The following is a 21,424-nucleotide window of genomic DNA, read 5'->3' on the forward strand; positions in this document are numbered from 1 at the left end:
AGAGTCTTGCAGTGATGGAGAGGACATTCATTGCTGCCCTACCTGAAAGGAAGTAGAAGCGCCGGTTACCTTGTCCGTTGTGGTGACTTGCAGCAGACCGCCGCCAAGATCGCTGATCTGGATAGAAAAATTGCCGGTATTTACCGTGCCTGGCATAAGCTGCCCGTTCGACCCCATGATGCCAGAGGTCGCTGCGGAGGCAAGGCGACTGAGCACCGAGCGCTCCAGGATGTCGTTGAACTGCTGCAGCGAAGTCTGCTGTGCGCTCTGCGTGGCCACAGGCGCGTCGGGATCCTTGGTTTTGTTCTGCGCCTGTGCGGCATTTAGCAGCACGGAGCCATTGAGGGGGCTCCCGCCGAAAGCAGGGTTGACCGGCGAGTACACCAGTTCAGTCGCGCTGCATGCAGATGCCCAGCCAACCAGCGCAATGATCGCCGCGAGGCGGAAGATGTGGCAGAGTCGCTTACCGCTTTCCATTGCTATACCCCTGTGGTTTCAAAGTTCATCCGGGCCAAGGTCCGGCTCGCGGAATAAGAGACGCTCAACTTCCATATCGGCGACCATTTGTGCAACGACTTCGGTCGCCTGCTCACTCAATGCCCGAATGCCCACGCGGGCGGTCGGCAGCGGTGCCTGGAAGACCCGACGCTGCGCGAACTCGATCCAGATCTGGCTGCCCCAGCGCGCCGAAGGGCGTTCCGTGACCGAAATGGCGTACCGATCGCTCGAATCCCGGTCTCGCCATGCGGCTACAAAGCACTGGAAGAACTCCTGCCCGGCGACTGTGACGGTCTGGTTAACCACGATGCCGCCATAGGACTCCAGTAAAGACGAGGGGGACAATGCGGCGGCATTCGATACCCCTCCGATAAACCAGGACGCGTAAAAAATGAAGCCAGCCTCGATGAAGCGAGGAATTATTTTTATTTCTTTCCCTTTCCGAATCTGCACGCGCATGCTTTCAGTTAAAGAACTGCGGACCAACGGCATCCGCGAAGCGCATGCGAGATCTTTTGCCACCAACTAATACCAATCCCAACCCATAACGCACCATGACATCGCGTCTTTTTCCGGGGGCGCCGAGCCGCCTGCCTGCGTTGCACTCGTCGTCAATAGCCCGCTATTGACTCCTCCTGCGCCTTGCCAGTCAAAAAAATCCATCGATCTCATTTGTCACGTTATAGGTTGGGATTGGTATAAGGCGCGAAGGTAAGGCATGCGTCAAATAGGCTGTTTTTTAATCTCATAAATCCAATCTCCTCAACCTGACTTGAATGACGGCCCTTAACCATCGATTCCATCCAACATGCAGATCTTCGAGGGATCTGACCAAAGCTTGCAGCGTCTCTGAATGCGTGTTTGCATGTGCATTCACCGTTCCTACCTTCGGTCTTTTGGAGTACCGATACCGCTTGATCACTTATTCAAATAGCATTATTAATTCAACAACAAAAGAGCCGCGATGTTGATGTATGTTTTGACAATTGTCAATAAAATAATTGAATAAATTGAAAGTTATGTAAGCAAAGATTGCAGTTGTTGCATCGCATTTCAACGCGTGGCGGTCCAGCGTGGTTGAAGGCATAAAACGCCGCGATGCTATAATGCGGGCGCTTGTCTGCCAGACTTGGCCAGCCTACCAGCCGACTCGATGACCTCGCAGACAGAAGTTGGATTGCCGCTGAACTTGCGCGGTAACTTTTGCTCCATAGGGGCGGCTTTTTAACTAACGGGGTTTTGAGATGTGGCGACGCCCCCTCTTCCTTTTTTCCTTTTTGCTCGTCCTGTCTTCTCTGGCATCTGCCATGGACAGGCCGTTTCCGGCGCAAACCAAGCGCGGCAAGATGACGCCTGCGCCTTATCCCGACATCGTGATTCAAGGGCAATCGCGGCAGCTCGCCCCGGGCGCGCGGATCTGGAATGAAGACAATCTGGTGCAGATGCCCGCATCCCTGCGCGGCAGCGACCTTGTGGTCAACTACACCGAAGACGCCAACGGACACATAGACCGGGTCTGGATCCTCTCTGCTGACGAGGCAAGCGAGCCGGTCAGCAAACAAACGAATAGCAAGCAGTAATCAGCCATGTCGAAAAAAGTCTTTATCAAAACCTTCGGCTGCCAGATGAACGAGTACGACTCGGACAAGATGGCAGACGTACTCAACGCCTCCGATGGCCTTGAGAAGGTGGAAACGCCGGAAGAAGCGGACGTCATCCTCCTGAACACTTGCTCAGTGCGTGAAAAGGCGCAGGAAAAGGTGTTTTCGGATCTTGGCCGCCTGCGTGAACTCAAGCAGGCGAAACCGGATCTGGTGATCGGTGTAGGCGGCTGCGTGGCCTCCCAGGAAGGTGAAGCGATCGTCAAGCGTGCACCGTATGTCGACGTGGTGTTCGGACCACAGACCTTGCACCGCCTGCCGGAACTGATCAACCAGCGCCGCGCGACTGGCCGCTCACAGGTTGACATCAGCTTTCCGGAAATCGAAAAGTTTGACCACCTTCCTCCTGCCAAGGTCGAAGGCGCCACCGCATTCGTATCGATCATGGAAGGCTGCAGCAAATACTGCAGCTATTGCGTGGTGCCGTACACCCGGGGCGAAGAAGTATCGCGCCGTTTTGACGATGTGCTCACCGAAGTTGCCGGACTGGCGACCCAGGGCGTCAAGGAAATTACACTGCTCGGTCAGAACGTCAATGCCTATCGCGGCGCCATGGCCGATGGTGAAATTGCGGACTTTGCACTGCTGATCGAATACGTCGCGGAGATTCCGGGCATCGAGCGTATCCGCTTCGTTACCAGCCATCCGAAAGAATTTACCCAGCGCCTGATCGATACCTATGCCAAAGTGCCAAAGCTGGTCGATCATCTTTACCTGCCGGCACAGCATGGTTCCGATCGCATCCTGATGGCAATGAAGCGCGGCTACACCGTCCTCGAATACAAGTCGGTGATCCGCCGCCTGCGCGAAGTCCGGCCCAACATATCAGTATCGAGCGATTTCATCGTCGGGTTTCCGGGAGAGACGGAAGCCGATTTCGACGCCTTGATGAAGCTGATCAACGATATCGGCTATGACACCAGCTTTAGTTTTGTCTTTAGCCCCCGCCCTGGTACGCCCGCCGCAAACCTGCAGGATGACACGCCATACGAAGTCAAGCTGAAGCGTTTGCAGCACTTGCAGGCCACGGTCGAAGCCAATGCACGCAAAATCAGCCAGGCAATGGTTGGCAGCGTCCAGCGTATCCTGGTGGAAGGTCCTTCGAAGAAGGATCCGCAAGAACTCCAGGGACGAACCGAAAATAACCGCGTGGTCAATTTCGCGGCGGGGCCGCATCCGGAACGCCTGATCGGCCAGCTGGTTGATGTAAATATAGTGCAGGCTTTCCCGTATTCGTTACGCGGCGAACTTGTTATCAAACAGTGAATCTCAGCGACACCTACAACTCACTTTGACACTCAAAATTCCTGCTCATACTCAACAATTCATTCCCGAGCCGCTGGATAACAAGCGGCTCGCGCATCTATGCGGGCCGATGGACGAAAACCTTCGGCAAATCTCCGCCGCTCTAGATGTCACCATCTTCCGCCGAGGCGAAAAATTCATTATCAGCGGCAACAATGCGCCGCGCGCCGTGGAACTTCTCGAAAACTTTTACCAGATCGCTGACAACCCGATTTCGGTAGAAGACGTACAGCTTGCCCTGGTCGAGCAACGCGCGGGCAAACAGGAAGACGAAGCGAAAAAGGATACTGACGAACCCGACGATGCCGAACTGGTTGCGCCTGCGCTGAAAACCCGCCGCAGTGACTTGCGTGGTCGTACGCCGCATCAAAACCAGTATCTCAAGGCAATTCTCGAGCATGACGTGACTTTTGGCGTAGGCCCTGCTGGTACCGGCAAGACCTACCTTGCCGTCGCCTGTGCCGTCGACGCGCTGGAACGTGATGCGGTCAAACGTATCGTGCTGACACGCCCGGCAGTCGAAGCTGGTGAACGCCTTGGTTTCCTCCCTGGTGACCTGACACAGAAAGTCGATCCTTACCTGCGACCGCTCTACGATGCGCTGTACGACCTGCTCGGCTTTGACAAGACGCAGAAAATGTTCGAGAAGCAAGTCATCGAGATTGCACCGCTGGCCTATATGCGCGGCCGCACGCTGAACCATGCGTTCATCATTCTCGACGAGGCGCAGAACACCACGCCGGAACAGATGAAAATGTTTCTCACGCGTATCGGGTTTGGCAGCAAGGCCGTGGTGACCGGTGACGTCACGCAGATCGACTTGCAACGCACACAGAAAAGCGGCTTGGTTGATGCGGTACAGATTCTGAAGAACGTCCGCGGTATTGCCTTTACTCACTTTACAAGCGCTGACGTCGTCCGTCATCCCCTGGTTGCCCGTATCGTCGATGCTTATGACGCTGCCAGCACGCCGCGGAGCGCAATCGCAAGACATGTCGCAAAAAAATAAGCTGACGTTGTCTGTTCAGTATCCGGATACGCGACTCAAGGACCTGATTCCCCGCACTGACATCCGGCGCTGGGTGCAGGCGGCCCTGTTCGCACCGGCTGAGTTGACCATTCGTTTCGTGAATGCCGAGGAAGGTCGCGTGCTGAACCGTGAATACCGGGGCAAGGATTACGCAACCAACGTGCTGACTTTCGCCTACACCGAGGACGAGGAAAGCGAAGTGACGCAAGCGGATATCATTCTGTGTACGGATGTGCTGCAGCGCGAAGCCGATGAGCAAAAGAAGTCGGTGCAAGCGCACACTGCGCACCTGGTGGTGCACGGTGTGCTGCACGCGCAAGGTTACGACCATGAAACCGATGACGAGGCGACCGAAATGGAGCAGCTTGAAATAGAGATTCTGGCAAGCCTCGGCGAAAGCAATCCGTATGCGGAACAGTAGAGCGTTTTCGCCTAGACTGTATCAATCGCATCTAGCGATGCGGGCTGCCCTGGTATGCCAGTCCACGTTGCCGGATTTTTATGTACTTTGTCTGACAAGGTCATCCGGCATTCGGCGCCTTGCCAGACAAACCATATCAATCCATGCTTGATCCGCCAGGACGAAACCAGCTATAGATTTCGGACAAGTCCCGACGCAAGGTATTTTGAGTTTTTGACCACCCATTTGTTGTATCCTATATTCTCCTGAACTACGGCTACCCGCCATATGCAAGATCACCCTAGTGGTGCCAAATTCCTTGACACCAAACCACAGCGGTCGCTGTTCGAACGCCTGACCGCGCTGATTTCCCCCGAACCCGAAAACCGTGCGGAGTTACTTGAGATCCTGCACGACGCGCATGGGCGCAATCTCATCGACGCCGACGCCTTGTCGATGATCGAAGGGGTTTTTCAGGTATCCGATCTTTCTGCCCGCGACATCATGGTTCCGCGTCCGCAAATGGATGTGATTGACCTGAACAAGTCAATCGAAGAGTGGATGCCTGCCGTACTGGAAACCGCCCACTCGCGTTTTCCCGCGATTGATGGCGACCGCGACAAGGTCGTCGGCATTCTGCTGGCAAAGGACTTGTTGCGTTATTACGCCGAAGATTCCTTTGACGTGCGCGACATGCTGCGCCCCGCGATTTTTATTCCCGAGTCCAAACAGCTGAATGTGCTGCTGCGTGATTTCCGCGCCAATCGCAATCATATGGCGATCGTTGTTGATGAATACGGTGGCGTGGCAGGACTGATTACTATTGAAGATGTGCTTGAGCAAATCGTCGGCGATATCGAAGATGAATACGACTTCGACGAAGAGGAAGACAATATTCTTCCTGTAAGCAATGGCTCGCGTGGCGTACGCTGGCGCGTGAAGGCGCTGACGGAAATTTCACAGTTTAATGAAGCGTTGGGCTCATCGTTTTCCGATGACGATGTCGACACCATCGGCGGTCTGGTGGCCAACCATCTCGGCCGCGTGCCGCGCAAGGGAGATGTATTCGATATCGATCAGCTGCGCTTTGAAGTGCTGCGCGCGGATGCGCGCCAAGTCCACGTACTGCTGGTGGAAAAGCTGCTCCCGGGCCAGCGTCCAGAGTCCATGTCTTGAACGTTGAAGGGCGCGGACTGTCCTTCCTCTTTCCCACTGTGCATGGCCACGTGATGCCCGGCCTGCAAACGCATGCACAGCGCAGCCATTGCAACGCCGGTATCATGCCGTTTGGCCATGGCGTGGCATCCGTGGCAAGCGTATCCTGCGTAACTGGCAAGGCTCATAACAACAATTCCTGATTGCGTGAAACTCAACCCGTCCTTTCGTCCATCCTCGTATGCCGTCACGCTAATCGCCCTTGTCTCGGGTGGATTAAATGTGTTCGCCTTTGCACCATTCCATCTGTGGCCACTGCAGATCCTGACGCTGGCATTGGTTTTCTGGATGGCTCTGCGTGAGACCTCGCCCGCTCGTAGCGCATGGATAGGCTGGGCCTACAGCACGGGTACGCTGATCACTGGCGTACATTGGCTTTACATCAGCATGCACCGTTATGGCGGGATGCCGGCATGGATGGCGGCGTTGGCCGTGGTGGTGTTGTCGGTGGCGCTCAGCGTATATGCCGGCATTGGTTTCGGTCTTGCAAACTGGTTGCGCCGTCGGTGGTCGGCAACCGCAGGCGTTACCGCGCTGATGCTGCTCCCCGCCATGTGGACCTTGGCCGAATGGCTGCGTGGCTGGATGCTGACGGGTTTCCCCTGGGTCAGTTCCGGCTACGCGCATTCGGCGGGGCCACTCGGGGGATTTGCACCCCTGGTAGGCGTCTATGGGCTGGCGCTGGGGTCGGCCCTTGTCGCAGGATGCATCGCCTTGCTGCCATTCAAAAGAGGACCGCTGGTACTGGCTGCCGTTCTGCTTGTACTCGGTTTTTCGCTCAAGCAAGTGGAATGGACGACACCGTATGGTGGCCCTATTTCCGTACGCCTGTTGCAAGGCAATGTGCCGCAGGAAATGAAGTTTGCACCGGAGGTATTGCAGTCAACGCTGTCGCTCTACCACGACATGATTTCAGCGCAGCCGGCGAACCTGATTGCAACACCGGAAACGGCGATTCCTTTACTGTCCAGCCGTCTCCCGCCGGATTATCTTGATTCGCTCTCAACGTTCGCACGTCATACCGACAGTCACGTGATTGTGGGCCTCCCCTTCAGCGATGGGCCAGGTCAATACGCGAACAGCGTGGTGGGATTCTCACCTGTCTCGACTACATCAGCCGCACCGACATATCGTTATGACAAGCACCATCTGGTGCCCTTCGGCGAATTCATCCCGCCGGGCTTCCGCTGGTTCGTTGACATGATGAACATTCCACTCGGGGATTTCGGTCGTGGCCAGCTATTGCAGGCACCGTTTGCCGTGCGTGACCAATGGGTCATGCCCAACATCTGTTATGAAGACTTGTTCGGCGAAGAGATTGCGGCGCAGCTAGCGGCAGGCGGCATGTCAGGCAGGCCACGGCCGACTATCCTGCTTAACGTGTCAAACATCGCCTGGTTTGGCGATTCGATTGCCTTGCCACAACATTTGCAGATTTCTCAATTGCGGTCAATGGAAAGCGGTCGCCCGATGCTGCGCTCGACCAATACCGGCGTCACTGCGGTCATCGGCCCCAAAGGTGAAGTCATTGCCCGCCTTGCGCCGTTCGAACGCGCGGTGCTGGCCGCCAATGTGCAGGGTTATGATGGCCTCACGCCCTACAGTCGTTTTGGCAATAGTCTTGTCATTGCGGCTACCATCCTGCTGATTGCCGCAGCGTTCTGGCGCCATCGCGGCGGACGCAAGAATGCGCCTGCTGCTGCCAAAACCCGCTAAAATCTACGGTTTGGCAATTTTCCCTCTTGGCCCCGGGCTGCTCGCGCAGTCGGGCAACGATACGATGCTCACATTTCAACAAGTCATTCTCAAGCTGCAGGAGTATTGGGATGCGCAAGGTTGCGCACTGCTCCAGCCCTACGACATGGAAGTCGGTGCTGGCACCTCGCACACCGCGACCTTCCTGCGCGCGATCGGACCGGAGCCCTGGCGTGCCGCCTATGTGCAGCCGTCGCGCCGCCCGAAGGACGGCCGCTATGGCGAGAACCCGAACCGCATGCAGCACTACTACCAATACCAGGTGGTGCTGAAGCCGGCACCGGAAAATATTCTCGACCTGTATCTCGGCTCGCTGGAAGCACTTGGCCTGGACCTGAAACAGAATGACGTGCGTTTTGTCGAGGATGACTGGGAAAATCCAACGCTCGGCGCCTGGGGCCTCGGATGGGAAGTCTGGCTCAACGGCATGGAAGTGACCCAGTTCACTTACTTCCAGCAGGTCGGCGGCCTCGACTGCAAGCCGGTGCTCGGCGAAATCACCTACGGCATCGAGCGCCTCGCGATGTACCTGCAGGGTGTTGAAAATGTCTACGACCTGGTATGGACCGAATGGGAAGAAAATGGCGTGACCAAGCGCCTCACCTACGGCGACGTGTTCCACCAGAATGAAGTCGAGCAGTCGACCTTCAACTTCGAGCATTCCAATACGGAATTCCTGTTCTCGCTGTTCGGTAACTACGAATCCGAAGCCAAGCGCCTGCTGGAAGTGCCGCTTGCGCTGCCGGCGTATGAAATGATCCTGAAGGCGGCACATACGTTCAACCTGCTGGACGCGCGCGGTGCGATCTCCGTCACGGAGCGTGCAGCGTATATCGGCCGCATCCGTAACCTGTCGCGCGCCGTCGCGCAGGCGTACTATGAGTCACGCGAGAAGCTGGGTTTCCCGATGTGCGGCGACACGCGCAAGGCAGCCTGAGCCAAGGGTCCCGGGCCGCAATCCTCAAGCCTTAAGTTCCAAGCAGCTGGCACAAGGCCGGCCACCACCGTAAAGACAACCAGTCCCGGCACGCGCCGGGACGACCGCAAAAAATGACACAAACACTGTTAGTCGAACTGCTTACCGAAGAACTTCCGCCAAAGGCGCTCGCCAAGCTAGGCGATGCATTTGCCAACGGTATTCTCAATGGATTGAAGTCGCGCGATTTTGTCGAGGCCGATGCGGTTGCCACTGCCTACGCGACGCCGCGCCGCCTTGCGGTCACGGTCACCAAGGTACGCGCGACATCGCCGGACAAATCGATTCGCGAAAAGGTTTTGCCGGTGGCGGTCGCGCTCGACAAGGAAGGCAATCCCGCAGCGCCGCTGGCGAAGAAACTCGCTGCGCTAGGCTTCCCGGATCTCAAGATCAGCGACCTGGAACGCGCTTCCGACGGCAAGGCCGAAAGCTTCTTTTATACCTATACCGCGCCCGGTTCGACGCTGCAGAATGGTCTGCAGACCGCGCTGGAGGAAACACTGGGCAAGCTGCCGATTCCCAAGCTGATGAGTTACCAGCGCCCGGATGGCAGCACCGTCCAGTTCGTGCGTCCGGCGCACAAACTGATTGCGCTGCATGGCACCGACATTGTGCCGGTTACCGCACTCGGCCTCAGCGCAGGTCGCACCACGCTCGGCCATCGCTTCCTGTCGCAGGGGGAACTGAGCATCACCAACGCGGAATCCTATGCGACGACCCTGCAGGAAAAAGGCAAGACCATTCCCTCGGTCGGCGCGCGCAAGGAAAGAATCCGCAATGAATTGCTGGCGAAGGCCGGCGGCGACAAAGTGTTGATGCCCGAATCGCTGGTCGATGAAGTCACCGCACTGGTGGAATGGCCAGTCGTGTATGAATGCAGGTTCGAGGACACCTTCCTGTCGGTACCGCAGGAATGCCTGATCCTCACCATGCAGACCAACCAGAAATATTTCGCACTGACCGATGCGGCCGGCAAGTTGCGTTCGCGTTTCCTGATCGTGTCCAACCTGGAAACAAGCGACCCGCAACATATCATCGGCGGCAATGAGCGCGTCGTCCGCCCGCGCCTTTCCGACGCAAAATTCTTCTTTGAGCAGGACAAGAAAAAGAAGCTGGTCGACCGCCTGCCGGGACTGGCCAATGTGGTCTATCACAACAAACTGGGCACACAAGGGCAGCGTACCGAGCGTGTCAAAACCCTGGCCGGCCGCATCGCAGCCATGCTGCAGGCCGACGTGGCGCTGGCCGAACGCGGCGCGCTACTGGCCAAGGCGGACTTGCTGACCGACATGGTCGGTGAATTCCCCGAGTTGCAAGGCATCATGGGCACATACTATGCGCGTCACGACGGTGAGCCGGACGAAGTCGCGCTCGCTGCATCGGAACACTATCAGCCGCGCTTTGCCGGCGATGCCCTGCCCTCGACCACGACGGGCACGGTGGTTGCGCTTGCCGACAAGCTGGAGACCCTGGTCGGCATCTGGGGCATCGGCCTGCAGCCGACCGGCGACAAGGACCCGTTCGCCTTGCGTCGCCACGCCCTCGGCGTGCTGCGCATGCTGGTCGAGAAACGCCTGCCGCTGTCGCTCAGCACGCTGTTGCAGGACGCGGCCCAGCTGTTTGCAGGCAACGCGAACTTCAAGGATCCGACCGCTGAAGTAGCAGCCTTCATGCTCGATCGTCTGCGTGGCCTGCTGCGTGAGCGCGGCTATGCACAGAATGAAATCGAAGCGGTCGTTGCACAGAATCCGGACCGCCTGGACAACATCGTCGAGCGCCTGGATGCGGTCAAGGCCTTTGCCGCGCTGCCCGAAGCCGAGTCGCTCGCGGCAGCCAACAAGCGCATCACCAATATCCTCAAGAAGACCGACGGTGCCAACAAGGGCGTGCAGCAAGGGCTGCTGAAGGAAGTTGCGGAAGAAGGCTTGTATTCGGCAATGACGCAGCTCAAGCCGCAGGTCGATGCCGCTTTTGCCAAGGGAGATTTCTCCGGCACGCTGAAATCACTGGCTCAACTGCGCAACAACGTCGATGCCTTCTTCAATGACGTGATGGTCATGGCGGAAGACGAACAACTGCGCAACAACCGTCTCGCCCTGTTGTCGGACCTGCACGGCATGATGAACCAGGTGGCGGATATTTCGAAGCTGGCCGCTTAAGGCGGAGCAAGCGCATGAAGCTCATCATTCTGGATCGTGACGGCGTCATCAACCATGACTCTGACGAATTCATCAAGTCGCCGGACGAATGGGTACCGATCCCCGGTTCGTTTGAAGCGATCGCCCGCCTGAACCAGGCGGGTTATCGGGTGGTCGTGGCGACCAATCAGTCCGGCATTGCGCGTGGCCTGTTCAACATCGTCACGCTCAACGCCATCCACCAGAAGCTTCATGCCGCGGCTCAGCAGGCAGGGGCCGATATCGACGCGATTTTCTTTTGCCCGCACGCGGCCGACGATCACTGCGATTGCCGCAAGCCGAAGCCCGGCATGTTGCAGGAAATCTCGCGGCGATTCGAAGTCAGCCTCAAGGGCGTACCGAACGTTGGCGATTCGCTGCGTGATCTGCAAGCGGGTTTCGTCGTCGGCTGCACACCGTATCTGGTGCTGACCGGAAAAGGTGAAAAGACACGTGCCAAGGGCGGCCTTCCCCCGGGAACGACCATCCATAACAACCTGGCCGCCGCCGTCGACCACCTGCTGAAAAGCCGGACAGGTCTTCCCAGCGTGGCATAAGCGGCTGCAGGCATTGCGCCAAGCCCGCTACCACCCTTCTATAATCATTTTTTTGCCGATAGTTCGGCTGCATCCGGAGATGTCATGTCCCACCCGATTCTTTTCCTGCGTTCGCTGATCTTCATGCTGCTGATGACGATTGCCACGCTTGTCTGGGCGCCTATGTGCTTAGTGTTTTCGCCGCTGCCGTACAACCAGCGCTACTACCTGACCGGCTTGTGGAACAAGTTTGTGATTAACGCCGCGCGATTGGTTTGCGGTATCCGGTATCAGATCAAGGGCGCTGAAAACCTGCCCGACTCGCCAGCCATCGTGCTGTCCAAGCACCAGTCCGCATGGGAAACGATTTTCTTGTTCTATGCATTGCCACGGCCGCTGGTCTACGTGTTCAAAAAAGAGTTGCTGTATGTCCCCTTCTTCGGCTGGGGACTGGCATTGCTGCGCATGATCCCGATCGACCGCAGCAAGGCCAAGGACGCCTTTGCGATGGTGGTCGAGCAAGGCAAGAAGCGCCTGGCCAGCGGCCAGTGGATCATCATGTTCCCCGAAGGCACACGCTCCTACGTCGGTTCACAAGGCAAATACAAGAGTGGCGGCGCGCGCCTCGCCATCGATACCGGCGTGCCGGTGATCCCGATTGCCTTGAATGCCGGCGAATGCTGGCCCAAGAATTCCTTCATCAAAAAACCTGGCTTGATCACGGTATCGATCGGCAAACCGATTCCCACCACCGGGCGGAATTCGAACGATGTCATTCAACAAGTTGAAAATTGGATAGAATCCGAGATGCGGGTGATTTCCTCGCCCGGAATTTATTCAAACAACAAGGTCTCAAATTCTCTTGAAGCTGCTACGCCAGACTCCGCCTGATCCCCAACAGCTCGCGCTGCAGCTCGACTTTTTTTCACCCGACACGCCTTCGTCGCAACCGCGTGTCGACCGGCCGGCACCGCAACATGTGCCGCCCGCCGGCAACCTCCCATCACGGGAATCGCCCGAACTTCTTTCCCTGCCACCCGCATCCGGCCCTCAGGCGGCAACGCCAGGAGGCCGCCGCGTGCAGATTGGCGATTATCTTCTCGAATACCGGTTGCAGCGCTCGAAGCGGCGCACCATCGGTTTCCTGATCGACGAGGATGGCTTGCGGATTACCGCGCCGAGATGGGTACCGATCGCGGAAATCGAAAGCGCCATCCGCGAAAAGCAGCGCTGGGTCCTGACCAAGCTCAGTGAGCGGCGCGAACGTTCCGCACGACGGCTGCAGCCACAGATGCAGTGGTGCGACGGCGCAACCCTGCCCTACCTTGGCAACGACATCACGCTGCGTATTCTTGCCACGCAGGCTGCCGGCATTGTCTACGACGCGCAGGCGCGCGAGCTGACAGTCTGCCTGCCACCCGAAGCGGGTGAACAACAGTTGAAAGACCGGGTCCAAGGATGGCTGCAGGCCGAGGCGAAACGTATCTTCGCGGAGCGCCTGCCTGTATATGCGGAAAGACTGGGCGTGACGTATCAATCGTTCGCATTGTCGTCGGCAACGACGCAGTGGGGTTCCTGTAATGCCGAAGGCAAGATCCGACTCAATTGGCGGCTCATCCATTTTGGCTTGCCAATGATTGACTATGTCGTGGCCCATGAACTGTCGCACCTGCGCGAGATGAATCACAGTCCGCGCTTCTGGGCAACGGTGCAATCCGTCTTTCCCGAGTTCCAGGCCGCAAAACGCGTCTTGCGTGACAGTGGACCGGAAAGCCTGCCAATTTTTTAAAAGGATTCAGTATGCGTATTCTTCACACCATGCTGCGGGTCGGCGACCTGCAACGCTCCATCGATTTTTATACCAAGGTGCTGGGCATGAGCCTGTTGCGCACCACCGACCGCCCCGAGCAGAAATATACGCTCGCCTTCGTCGGTTACGGAAAAAACCCGGAACACGCGGAACTCGAACTGACCTATAACTATGGCGTCGACAAGTACGACCTTGGCAGCGCGTACGGCCATATCGCAATCGAGGTTGACGATGCGTACAAGACCTGCGAAGCCGTCAAGGCACAGGGTGGCACGGTGACGCGCGAAGCGGGCCCCGTCAAAGGCGGCAACACGGTGATTGCCTTCGTGCAGGACCCGGACGGATACAAGATCGAGTTCATCCAGCGCCATTAATTTGTTTGTACTCCGCGCTACGCGATTGAAACCGTATGCGGCACGACGCAGGTTCTGCCGCAGGCTTCCTACAGCATTTAGCCGCCAGATTGCCTGAGCAGCACGCAGGATCGACGATGGGACGAGCGCCAGAACGGCCCTACATGTCTTTCCTGCGGGTGCCGTCGCGATGCGCCCCCTTTGCCGCATACATTGCATTGTCCGCATGCTTGAGCAGCTGCTGCGCTCTGTCGCCATGCTCGGGATAGTGCGCAATACCGATGCTGGGCGTCACCCGGACAAGATGCCCGTCAAGATTGAAAGACTGGTCGAAGGCGCCACGAACTTTCTCGACGACCGACGTGATGTGCTCCTGCAGATGCACGCTTTCAAGCAGCACGACAAATTCGTCGCCGCCAATCCGGGCAACCGTATCCGAATGCCGCACCGCCTCCGAGAGCCGGCGTGCCACTTCCTGCAACAGCAAGTCCCCCGCGCCGTGGCCATACTGGTCGTTAACCTGCTTGAAACCGTTCAGATCCATAAAGAGCAGCGACAATTTGCCATGCTGTCGTTCCGCCCGTGCGAGAGCCGACTCCAGGCGGTCATATAGCAATCCCCTGTTGGGCAGATTGGTCAGCATGTCGTGGTGTGCAGTGTGCTGCAAGCGCGCATACAAGCGCTTGCGCTCGATCGCAGTGGCAATCTGCGTGGAAACGAACTGCAGCAATTCCTTTTCTCTTTCGGTGTAATGCGCGCCACCTATATGGCTGGTTAAAACCAGGGCGCCGATCGTGCCTCGCTGCGTATCCAGGGGAACACCCAGAATGGAAACCGCTTCAGCATCGGCGAGCACATGTACATCATGAGGAAAGGCATGTGGCAGGTTCGCTCCAAGCAGTCGCGGCTGGCGGCTACGGATGATCTCTTCACAGAATGCCGCGATTGCGGATTGCCTGCGTGCGGGATCGTTGCTGTCGTATTGATCGACATGATATGGAAAGCTGAGCCGCTGATGCTTGTCATCGTGAAGAACCACGGAAAAATTCAGCGCAGGCAGCAGCTTGCCGATAATTTGATGGATCTGGCAAAACAGGCCGGGGAGATCTTCCACCGCATGGGCAGCCTCGGAGATATCGTAAAGCGCGGCCTGCATGAGTTCGGCCTGCTTGCGCTCGGTGATGTCGCGGGCGACGGCAATGCGCAAACGGTCCGCTTCGGACCACCTTGCCGACCACATGATGTGCACGATTTGTCCGTCCTTGCGCACGTAACGATTCTCGAAATGTGGCATTGGCTTTCCGGCCATGATGCTATTGGCGGCTTGCAGCGTACGTGCCCTGTCCTCGGGGGCGACAAACTCGATCATGTTCCTGCCTACCATTTCATCGGGTTTGTAGCCGAAGATGCGTTCGCATGCGGCGCCGATGAATACAAAGTATCCCTCCGAGTCGACAACGCAGATCGCATCGAGCATCAGGTCGGTAAAACTTGCCAAAGTCGCAAAGCTCTTTGTATCCATGCGCGAGCCTATGATCTATTAAGGTGACAATGCGCACTTGCCATTCCGGTGCAGAACGCCATAAGGCACGCGTGATTACGCTTAATTTAACATCGTCCCCTTGTGAGCGCACACCTCGCTACAAACGACTTGCTTTCTCCTTTCGTCCCGGCACCGGCACGACCTGCCACCTGCACCACCTGCACCCGGAGATCCCACTGCACCGATTACCTGCCACAGTTGCCTGTGTGATACGACGCTGCACAGCCAACTACGGACCAGTCTCTATCAGTCTCTGCCTGTCATCAGCCAGAATGATAGGGCCGTAAAGAGCGCGATGTTCCCGGGTCTGACCCGGTCGGACGTCCTGCAAGCATGATGTCCAGCGACAAGGGTCCGTGTTGCAACGCAATCGTTTCGGTTTTGAATGTAACCCAGCTTCGGCACCGACGTACGCCGGTCAGCCTTTCTTGCCAAGGCGGTTGGCCAACGCGACAAATTGTTCCAGCGGTACCGCCTCGGGCCGCGCCTGCGGATCGACCCCGGCATCGACCAGATCGTTCTCACTGAACATGCCGGCGACACAGTTGCGGATGACTTTGCGACGCTGTGAAAACGCTTTCGTCACGACCTGTTCCAGCGCGGTGACCTCGCAGGGCAAGGGGCTTGCCACGGGAATCATGCGAACAATCGCTGAGTCCACCTGCGGCGGCGGATCGAAGGCCGTCGGCGGCACGACAAACAACAAGTCCATGTGATAACGCCATTGCAGCATTACCGACAAGCGGCCATACGTCTTGCTGCCAGGCTCGGCCACCATGCGCTCAACGACTTCCTTCTGCAGCATGAAATGCTGGTCCTGTACCTGCGGTGCGATGTCGGCCAGATGGAATAGCAAAGGACTGGAGATGTTGTAAGGAAGATTGCCAACCACCCGCAGCTTGTGGCCCGGTTCAGGCGTGATGGATGCAAAGTCGAACTTCAGTGCGTCACCCTCGTGCACCTGCAAGCGTCGCGGGTCGAAATTCTTGCGTAGCCGCGCGACGAGGTCACGGTCGAGTTCGACCACATGGAGCTGCTTCAGCGATTCGAGCAACAAGCTGGTCATGGCCGCCAGTCCTGGGCCGATCTCGACCATGGTGTCGTCGGGCTGTGGATCGATCGCACGAATGATGTCGTACAGCACTGCCTGGTCGGTCAGAAAGTTCTGGCCGAAGCGTTTGCGAGGAATATGTTTCATGAATGGATAAGTTGTTTGCCTGGCTGGGGGCCTGGTGGTCACCAGCAAAACCTGAGTTCAATGCCCCGGCCGCGCTCTGGCCGACGCTGATGCTGCAGCCATGTCCGCCGCCACGCGGATTGCTACGACCATGCTGCCATGTTCTGCCTTGCCCAGTCCCGCAGCGGCGAGATCAAGCGCGGTACCGTGGTCGACCGAGGTGCGGATGATGGGCAGACCCAGGGTGATGTTGACGCCGCGGCCAAAGCTGGCATGCTTGAGCACGGGCAAGCCCTGGTCGTGGTACATCGCGAGGACGCAGTCAGCCTGTTCGAGATACTTGGGTTGAAACAGGGTATCGGCGGGATAAGGTCCGCTCGCCAGGATGCCCTTTGCACGCGCCGCTTCCAGTACGGGCGTAATGACGTCAATTTCTTCACGTCCCAGATAACCGCCCTCGCCTGCATGCGGATTGAGTCCGGTGACGAGAATCCGCGGTTGCGGCAAGCCGAATTTGCGCTGCAGGTCCGCGTGCACGATGTCCAGCGTACGCATCAGGCCATCAAACGTGATGGCGGCCGACACGTCCTTGAGCGGCAAGTGCGTGGTTGCCAGTGCCACCCGCATCAGCGGCTCGCCGCCGGCCAGCATCATCACAACCTGTGGCGTGCCGGTTTTTTCAGCAAGGTATTCAGTGTGGCCGGTAAAAGGCACGCCGGCATCGTTGATGACGCTCTTCTGTAATGGTGCCGTGACGATGGCATTGAAGCGACCTTCAAGCGCACCCGTGATCGCCTCATCCAGCGTATGGAGCACCGCGTGGCCGTTACGTGCGTCGAGCCGCCCCGGTACTGCCGGTTCAGCCAGCGGACAATCAATGACCGCGATCTGGCCACGTGACAGGCTTGGCAATCCGTTATTAGCCACTGCCATTGTCGACAGGGCGACCAGCCGGATGGCCGGATCGATGTCGCCAGCGATCATCGACAACAGCGCGGCGTCGCCAATCAGGACGCTGGTAATCTCGTCACGCAGTTCCCATGCGGCCCGGATCGAAATCTCGGGACCGATGCCCGCAGGCTCGCCGCAGGTAATGGCAATGGTTGGCCTGCTCATGGGAGATCCGCGTCCGATCAGCGTGCGTCGTCGAAACGGTATTCGACGTAGGCGCGGTCGCGCACCTGGCGCAGCCAGTCCTGTGTCGCCTCTTCAAGCTTGCGTTCACGGATGGCCTGGCGCGCAATCAGGCGTTGACGTTCCTGGGACACATCGTCCTTCTTGCGCTCGACCACCTGGATCAGGTGATAGCCAAACGGCGATTCGATCGGTTCGCTGACCTGCCCGGGTTGCAGCGCATCCATCGCACGCTCGAATTCAGGTACGGTGTCGCCTGGATAGATCCAGCCAAGATCGCCGCCACGGGAAGCCGACAGGTCGTTCGAAAACAGCTTTGCCAGGTCTTCGAATTTGGCTGCGTTGTTGTCGAGGCGCTGTTTGAGTTCGGTCAGTTTGCGCTTGGCGTCGGCCGGCGAAACGATCTGGTTGGTCTTGATCAGGATATGGCGCACATGGGTCTGCTGCACGGAAGCAGTGCCTGGGCTTTTCATCACGCTGGCTTCGCGTTCCCCGCCAAACTTGACGACGTGGAAGCCGCTGTTGCTTCTGATGACCGGCGACACGTCGCCGGCTTTCATGTTGGCGATGGTTTCGACATACAGTTGCGGCAGTCGCTCCGGTGTACGCCAGCCGAGGTCGCCACCGGACAAGGCATCGGTGGAATCGGAATAGGTCGCCGCCAGCTTGGCAAAGTCGCCGCCGGTCTGCAACTGACGCTGCACTTCATCGGCCTTGCGGCGACGTTCGGCGATCTGTTCGGCGGTGGCATTTTCCGGAATGCGGATCAGGATATGCGCGACATTGAATTCCTTTTGTCCGGCGACGGTACCCTTTTCCGCTGCAAGGTAGTTATCGACCTCGGATTCGCTGATCTGGATCTTGTTGTCGACTTCGCGCTCGCGCAGGCGCTGCATCACGATGTCGTCACGGATGTCTTCGCGGAAACGTGCGAAAGGCGTGCCATCCTTTTCAAGCTGTGTACGAAATTGCGAGAGCGTCATCTTGTTCTGCTCGGCGATGCGGGCAATCGCACGATCAAGCATGGTGTCGTCCACACGGATGCCGTATTCCTTGGCAAGCTGAAGCTGGGCGCGATCGACGATCATGCGCTCCAGCATCTGGCGCTGGAATTCCGCTTGCGGTGGCAAGGCAATGCCCTGGTTACGCATGCGGCGCTCGACGAGGCGCAGACGCTCGACCAGTTCCTGTCGGGTGATCACTTCGTTGTTGACGACCGCAATGATGGAATCGGCGAGGTAAATTCGTGGCGTGGCAGGTTGGGTAGCCGGTGCGGGCATTCCCGGTGCCACGCTTGGCGCAGGCGCCTGTGACGGCACCGGGCCGAGGCCAGGTTTGAACTGTGCCTGGGCCTGCAGCAGGAAGCCTGTGCCACAAACGAGCACCGCCGCCAGTGCGATGCGTCGTACCGGGTTCTTTGCGTTTCGCTTAGTCTGGAATGTATTCATGATGAAGGTGCTTCGTAAGGTGTCTTAAGGATTACCGGGCTGGTTGACCAGCTGGTAGCCGGGTATGTTTTCGCGCAGGGCGTTCAGCGGATTCGAACCAAGGCGGGTCAGGCCATTGAGTTCCAGCTGGAAAAAGAGCGCCGACGTGGCATTCGATGCCGCGGTCGGGGTGCGCTGCCCGACGATACGGAATACCCAGCAATCGGCTTTATATTCCAGTCCGAGCAAGCCTTCCGCCACTTTATTGTCGGGCAGTGAGTAATTTACACGTGAGACGCCGTACCAGCGATTAGCGAACGGCCACTGGGCGGAGACATCGACCTGCTCGAGGTTGTTGATACGGTCGCGGCGATACTTCAGGTTCAGCACGCTTTTGGGTGCGGGCTGCCATTGCACGCCGTAGTTGGCACGGCTGACCGCATCAAGTGTCTGGCTGTATTGGAGGTTGCCCTCGACACTGAAGGTCGATGTCAGGCGTCCATATGCGGACAACAGCAGATCGGACCGGCTTTCGTTGCGCGCGGTGCCGAGCGTTACTCGTTGTTCGTTGAAGTAGAAGCGCTGGCCGATCGCTAAACGCATCCGCTCGGCGCCGCTCGGCTCGATGTAGCGCGAGATCAGCGCCGCAGTGATTTCATTGGCATCGCTGACGCGGTCGTTACCGACAAAGCGATTCTCGCTGAACAACTGGGCAAAGCTGAGGTCGGCTTCAGCAGTATCGAAAATCGGAAAAGCGCTTTGATCGCGGTAAGGCGTGTACACGTAGAACAGGCGCGGCTCCAGCGTCTGCGTCATGGTGTTGCCGAAAAACTTTGCATCACGCTCAAACACCAGTCCGCTGTCCACCGACACGGTCGGCAGGTAGCGCGACAGCCGGTCCGGCGCTCCGACAGGCCGATCGTGCAGGCGGTATTCGGTGCCATGCAGGGACAATTTGGGCGTAATGAAATAGCCGGGACGGATAATCGGATAGGAAATCCGTGGATTGACCAGGAATCGCTCACCAGTGATCAGGTCAGGATGATAGAAATGGGTCAGCTCCGTATCGACGTTCCAGTCGAAACCGGCGGCATCCTGCCTGCCGGTCTGCAAAGTCAGCTGCGGCAGACGATCATACGGGCGCACGATGGGCGCGGCCGGGTCTTGCAGTACCTGGAAATTCGATACGCGGGCTGCGGCCGTCCAGAAATTGCCGGCATAGGTCAGCGCGAGGTCCCGGCCCAGCAAGCGCTGCGAACTGGTGGTCAGCGTCCGCGAAAAGTCGTCCGGATAGCGGTCATCCGAGGCGGCATTGATATTCCATGCGTAAGTCAGGCCGGGCGCGAGGTTCTGGGTATGCGTTGAAGAGATGGCATACCGATCGGTGCCGGTCTGGCGGTCATGCGGCAGGTATTCGGCGCGGGTCTGGCCGAAATATCCGTCCCCAAGGTAACGCGCTTCGGCCCCCAGCTGGAGGCCGCGCCGCGCATACAGCTTGGGATACAGCGTCAGGTCGCGGTTGGGGGCGATGTTGAAATAATAAGGCAGCGTGACTTCCAGCCCGCCCCGGTTGGTCGTGCCGATCGTTGGCGGCAGCACGCCGCTCTTGCGCTCCTTCGACAACGGGAAGGACATGGCCGGCGCGGCCAGAATGGGCAGGCCCTTGAAGTAGACGACGGTTTTCCTTGCATAGCCCTCCTCCCGCCCGGCATCCAGATTCATCGTGCTGGACTTCAGATACCAGTCAGGATCCGGGCCTTCGCAGGTACTGTAGGTACCATCGGTGACCGTGGCGCGGTCTTCTCCCTCGAAATCGATGCGTTCCGCGCCGCCCTGCGCATTGTTGCGCTGCAAATGGTAGGTAGGGTTCGTCACATACCCTTCCTGCGCTTCCAGCTTCAGGCGAAGCTCGTCCCCGGTATAGGTATCGCCGAAACGGCGCATCCTGATATTGCCGGAGGCTTCCACCTCGTCTTCCACAATGCGGTACGTTGCCGTATCCGCATTCACTGTTGTCGGGCCTCGGATAATCTCGACGTCCTGTTCGAGAATCACTTCCCGATCCGGGCGACCGCTCATCTTTTCGGCACTGATCGTGGCCGGGGCGTTCCTGTCTTCCGCGGTCTGGCGGGGCGCAGGCCCTGTCTGTGCCGTCGCCGGCGACGGCACAACGGCCACCGTGACGGCGGCGGCCATTAGTCGAAGCAATAGTTGCGATGGAGGAAATGCGGAAAACCGGTTCATGAAAAGAAGGGGTCGGCTGGGGGCTTTTTTGGAATGAATCCCTTATTATATGGGAACTGTGCGACACGTCGTCGCGATCACCACTCCGTGGGAACAGTAGAAATGGTGCAGCAACAAGCACCTTTGAAACGCCATCTAAACTGCAAGCCAATCGATAACTCTTTGATTCTTAGGAATTTTTAA

The 21,424-nt window shown here is 58.0% G+C and carries 19 protein-coding genes; 12 read left to right on the plus strand and 7 right to left on the minus strand.

All coding sequences use genetic code 11. From position 1 onward, the window contains the following. Window positions 1–27: 27 nt before the first annotated feature. Together ACFQUU_RS19925 and ACFQUU_RS19930 are read right to left on the minus strand one after the other, a co-directional pair. Window positions 28–477 (minus strand): curli assembly protein CsgF, encoded by a 450-nt coding sequence (locus ACFQUU_RS19925; protein WP_382249862.1) that lies wholly within the window; start codon window positions 475–477, stop codon window positions 28–30. 18 nt (window positions 478–495) lie between these two features. Continuing rightward, on the minus strand, window positions 496–957 hold the full coding sequence (locus ACFQUU_RS19930) for a CsgE family curli-type amyloid fiber assembly protein (RefSeq protein WP_382249863.1): 462 nt from the start codon (window positions 955–957) through the stop codon (window positions 496–498). 848 nt (window positions 958–1,805) lie between these two features. On the opposite strand from ACFQUU_RS19930, the gene ACFQUU_RS19935 reads away from it, so the two are divergent. The 12 genes from ACFQUU_RS19935 (at window position 1,806) to gloA (ending at window position 13,737) form a co-directional block, all read left to right on the plus strand. Then, complete coding sequence (locus tag ACFQUU_RS19935; RefSeq protein ID WP_382249864.1) at window positions 1,806–2,078, plus strand: hypothetical protein; 273 nt, start codon at window positions 1,806–1,808, stop codon at window positions 2,076–2,078. Window positions 2,079–2,084: 6 nt separating this feature from the next. Next, window positions 2,085–3,425: a tRNA (N6-isopentenyl adenosine(37)-C2)-methylthiotransferase MiaB gene (gene miaB, locus ACFQUU_RS19940; RefSeq protein ID WP_382249865.1), complete on the plus strand. Its 1,341-nt coding sequence runs from the start codon at window positions 2,085–2,087 to the stop codon at window positions 3,423–3,425. Between the two features lie 109 nt (window positions 3,426–3,534). Then, window positions 3,535–4,473, plus strand: a complete 939-nt coding sequence (locus ACFQUU_RS19945) for a PhoH family protein (RefSeq protein WP_382249866.1) — start codon at window positions 3,535–3,537, stop codon at window positions 4,471–4,473. Beyond that, window positions 4,457–4,915 (plus strand): rRNA maturation RNase YbeY, encoded by a 459-nt coding sequence (ybeY, locus tag ACFQUU_RS19950; protein ID WP_382249867.1) that lies wholly within the window; start codon window positions 4,457–4,459, stop codon window positions 4,913–4,915. Before ACFQUU_RS19945 ends, ybeY begins: the two co-directional genes overlap by 17 nt. A 267-nt stretch (window positions 4,916–5,182) precedes the next feature. Next, complete coding sequence (locus ACFQUU_RS19955; protein ID WP_382249868.1) at window positions 5,183–6,070, plus strand: HlyC/CorC family transporter; 888 nt, start codon at window positions 5,183–5,185, stop codon at window positions 6,068–6,070. Between the two features lie 186 nt (window positions 6,071–6,256). Continuing rightward, complete coding sequence (lnt, locus tag ACFQUU_RS19960) at window positions 6,257–7,825, plus strand: apolipoprotein N-acyltransferase (protein WP_382249869.1); 1,569 nt, start codon at window positions 6,257–6,259, stop codon at window positions 7,823–7,825. Window positions 7,826–7,889: 64 nt separating this feature from the next. Next, complete coding sequence (gene glyQ, locus ACFQUU_RS19965; RefSeq protein WP_382249885.1) at window positions 7,890–8,801, plus strand: glycine--tRNA ligase subunit alpha; 912 nt, start codon at window positions 7,890–7,892, stop codon at window positions 8,799–8,801. A gap of 113 nt (window positions 8,802–8,914) precedes the next feature. Continuing rightward, window positions 8,915–10,999, plus strand: a complete 2,085-nt coding sequence (gene glyS / locus ACFQUU_RS19970) for a glycine--tRNA ligase subunit beta (RefSeq protein WP_382249870.1) — start codon at window positions 8,915–8,917, stop codon at window positions 10,997–10,999. A gap of 14 nt (window positions 11,000–11,013) precedes the next feature. Next, window positions 11,014–11,574 carry a D-glycero-beta-D-manno-heptose 1,7-bisphosphate 7-phosphatase gene (gmhB, locus tag ACFQUU_RS19975; RefSeq protein WP_382249871.1) on the plus strand — a complete coding sequence of 187 codons (561 nt, stop codon included), beginning with the start codon at window positions 11,014–11,016 and terminating at the stop codon, window positions 11,572–11,574. An 84-nt stretch (window positions 11,575–11,658) separates the two neighbouring features. Continuing rightward, window positions 11,659–12,444, plus strand: coding sequence for a lysophospholipid acyltransferase family protein (locus ACFQUU_RS19980; protein ID WP_382249872.1), 786 nt, complete (start codon window positions 11,659–11,661; stop codon window positions 12,442–12,444). Then, entirely contained in the window at window positions 12,416–13,342 is a 927-nt protein-coding gene (locus ACFQUU_RS19985; RefSeq protein WP_382249873.1) for a M48 family metallopeptidase, read from the plus strand. Before ACFQUU_RS19980 ends, ACFQUU_RS19985 begins: the two co-directional genes overlap by 29 nt. An 11-nt stretch (window positions 13,343–13,353) precedes the next feature. Then, window positions 13,354–13,737 (plus strand): lactoylglutathione lyase, encoded by a 384-nt coding sequence (gene gloA, locus ACFQUU_RS19990; protein ID WP_382249874.1) that lies wholly within the window; start codon window positions 13,354–13,356, stop codon window positions 13,735–13,737. A gap of 139 nt (window positions 13,738–13,876) precedes the next feature. Here gloA and ACFQUU_RS19995 read toward each other — a convergent pair whose 3' ends face one another. From ACFQUU_RS19995 to ACFQUU_RS20015, 5 genes are all read right to left on the minus strand, one after another. Further along, entirely contained in the window at window positions 13,877–15,238 is a 1,362-nt protein-coding gene (locus tag ACFQUU_RS19995; RefSeq protein ID WP_382249875.1) for a diguanylate cyclase domain-containing protein, read from the minus strand. Window positions 15,239–15,677: 439 nt separating this feature from the next. Further along, a complete protein-coding gene (gene rsmA / locus ACFQUU_RS20000) occupies window positions 15,678–16,457 on the minus strand; it encodes a 16S rRNA (adenine(1518)-N(6)/adenine(1519)-N(6))-dimethyltransferase RsmA (RefSeq protein ID WP_382249876.1) in 780 nt (259 codons plus the stop codon). Between the two features lie 57 nt (window positions 16,458–16,514). Further along, a complete protein-coding gene (gene pdxA, locus ACFQUU_RS20005; protein ID WP_382249877.1) occupies window positions 16,515–17,552 on the minus strand; it encodes a 4-hydroxythreonine-4-phosphate dehydrogenase PdxA in 1,038 nt (345 codons plus the stop codon). A gap of 17 nt (window positions 17,553–17,569) precedes the next feature. Further along, window positions 17,570–19,018, minus strand: a complete 1,449-nt coding sequence (locus tag ACFQUU_RS20010; protein WP_382249878.1) for a peptidylprolyl isomerase — start codon at window positions 19,016–19,018, stop codon at window positions 17,570–17,572. A gap of 24 nt (window positions 19,019–19,042) precedes the next feature. Further along, a complete protein-coding gene (locus tag ACFQUU_RS20015) occupies window positions 19,043–21,241 on the minus strand; it encodes an LPS-assembly protein LptD (RefSeq protein ID WP_382249879.1) in 2,199 nt (732 codons plus the stop codon). Window positions 21,242–21,424: the final 183 nt, after the last annotated feature.

It is taken from the genome of Herbaspirillum sp. GCM10030257 (genome assembly GCF_042666555.1).
In the GTDB taxonomy this organism is placed as follows: Bacteria; Pseudomonadota; Gammaproteobacteria; order Burkholderiales; family Burkholderiaceae_D; genus Noviherbaspirillum.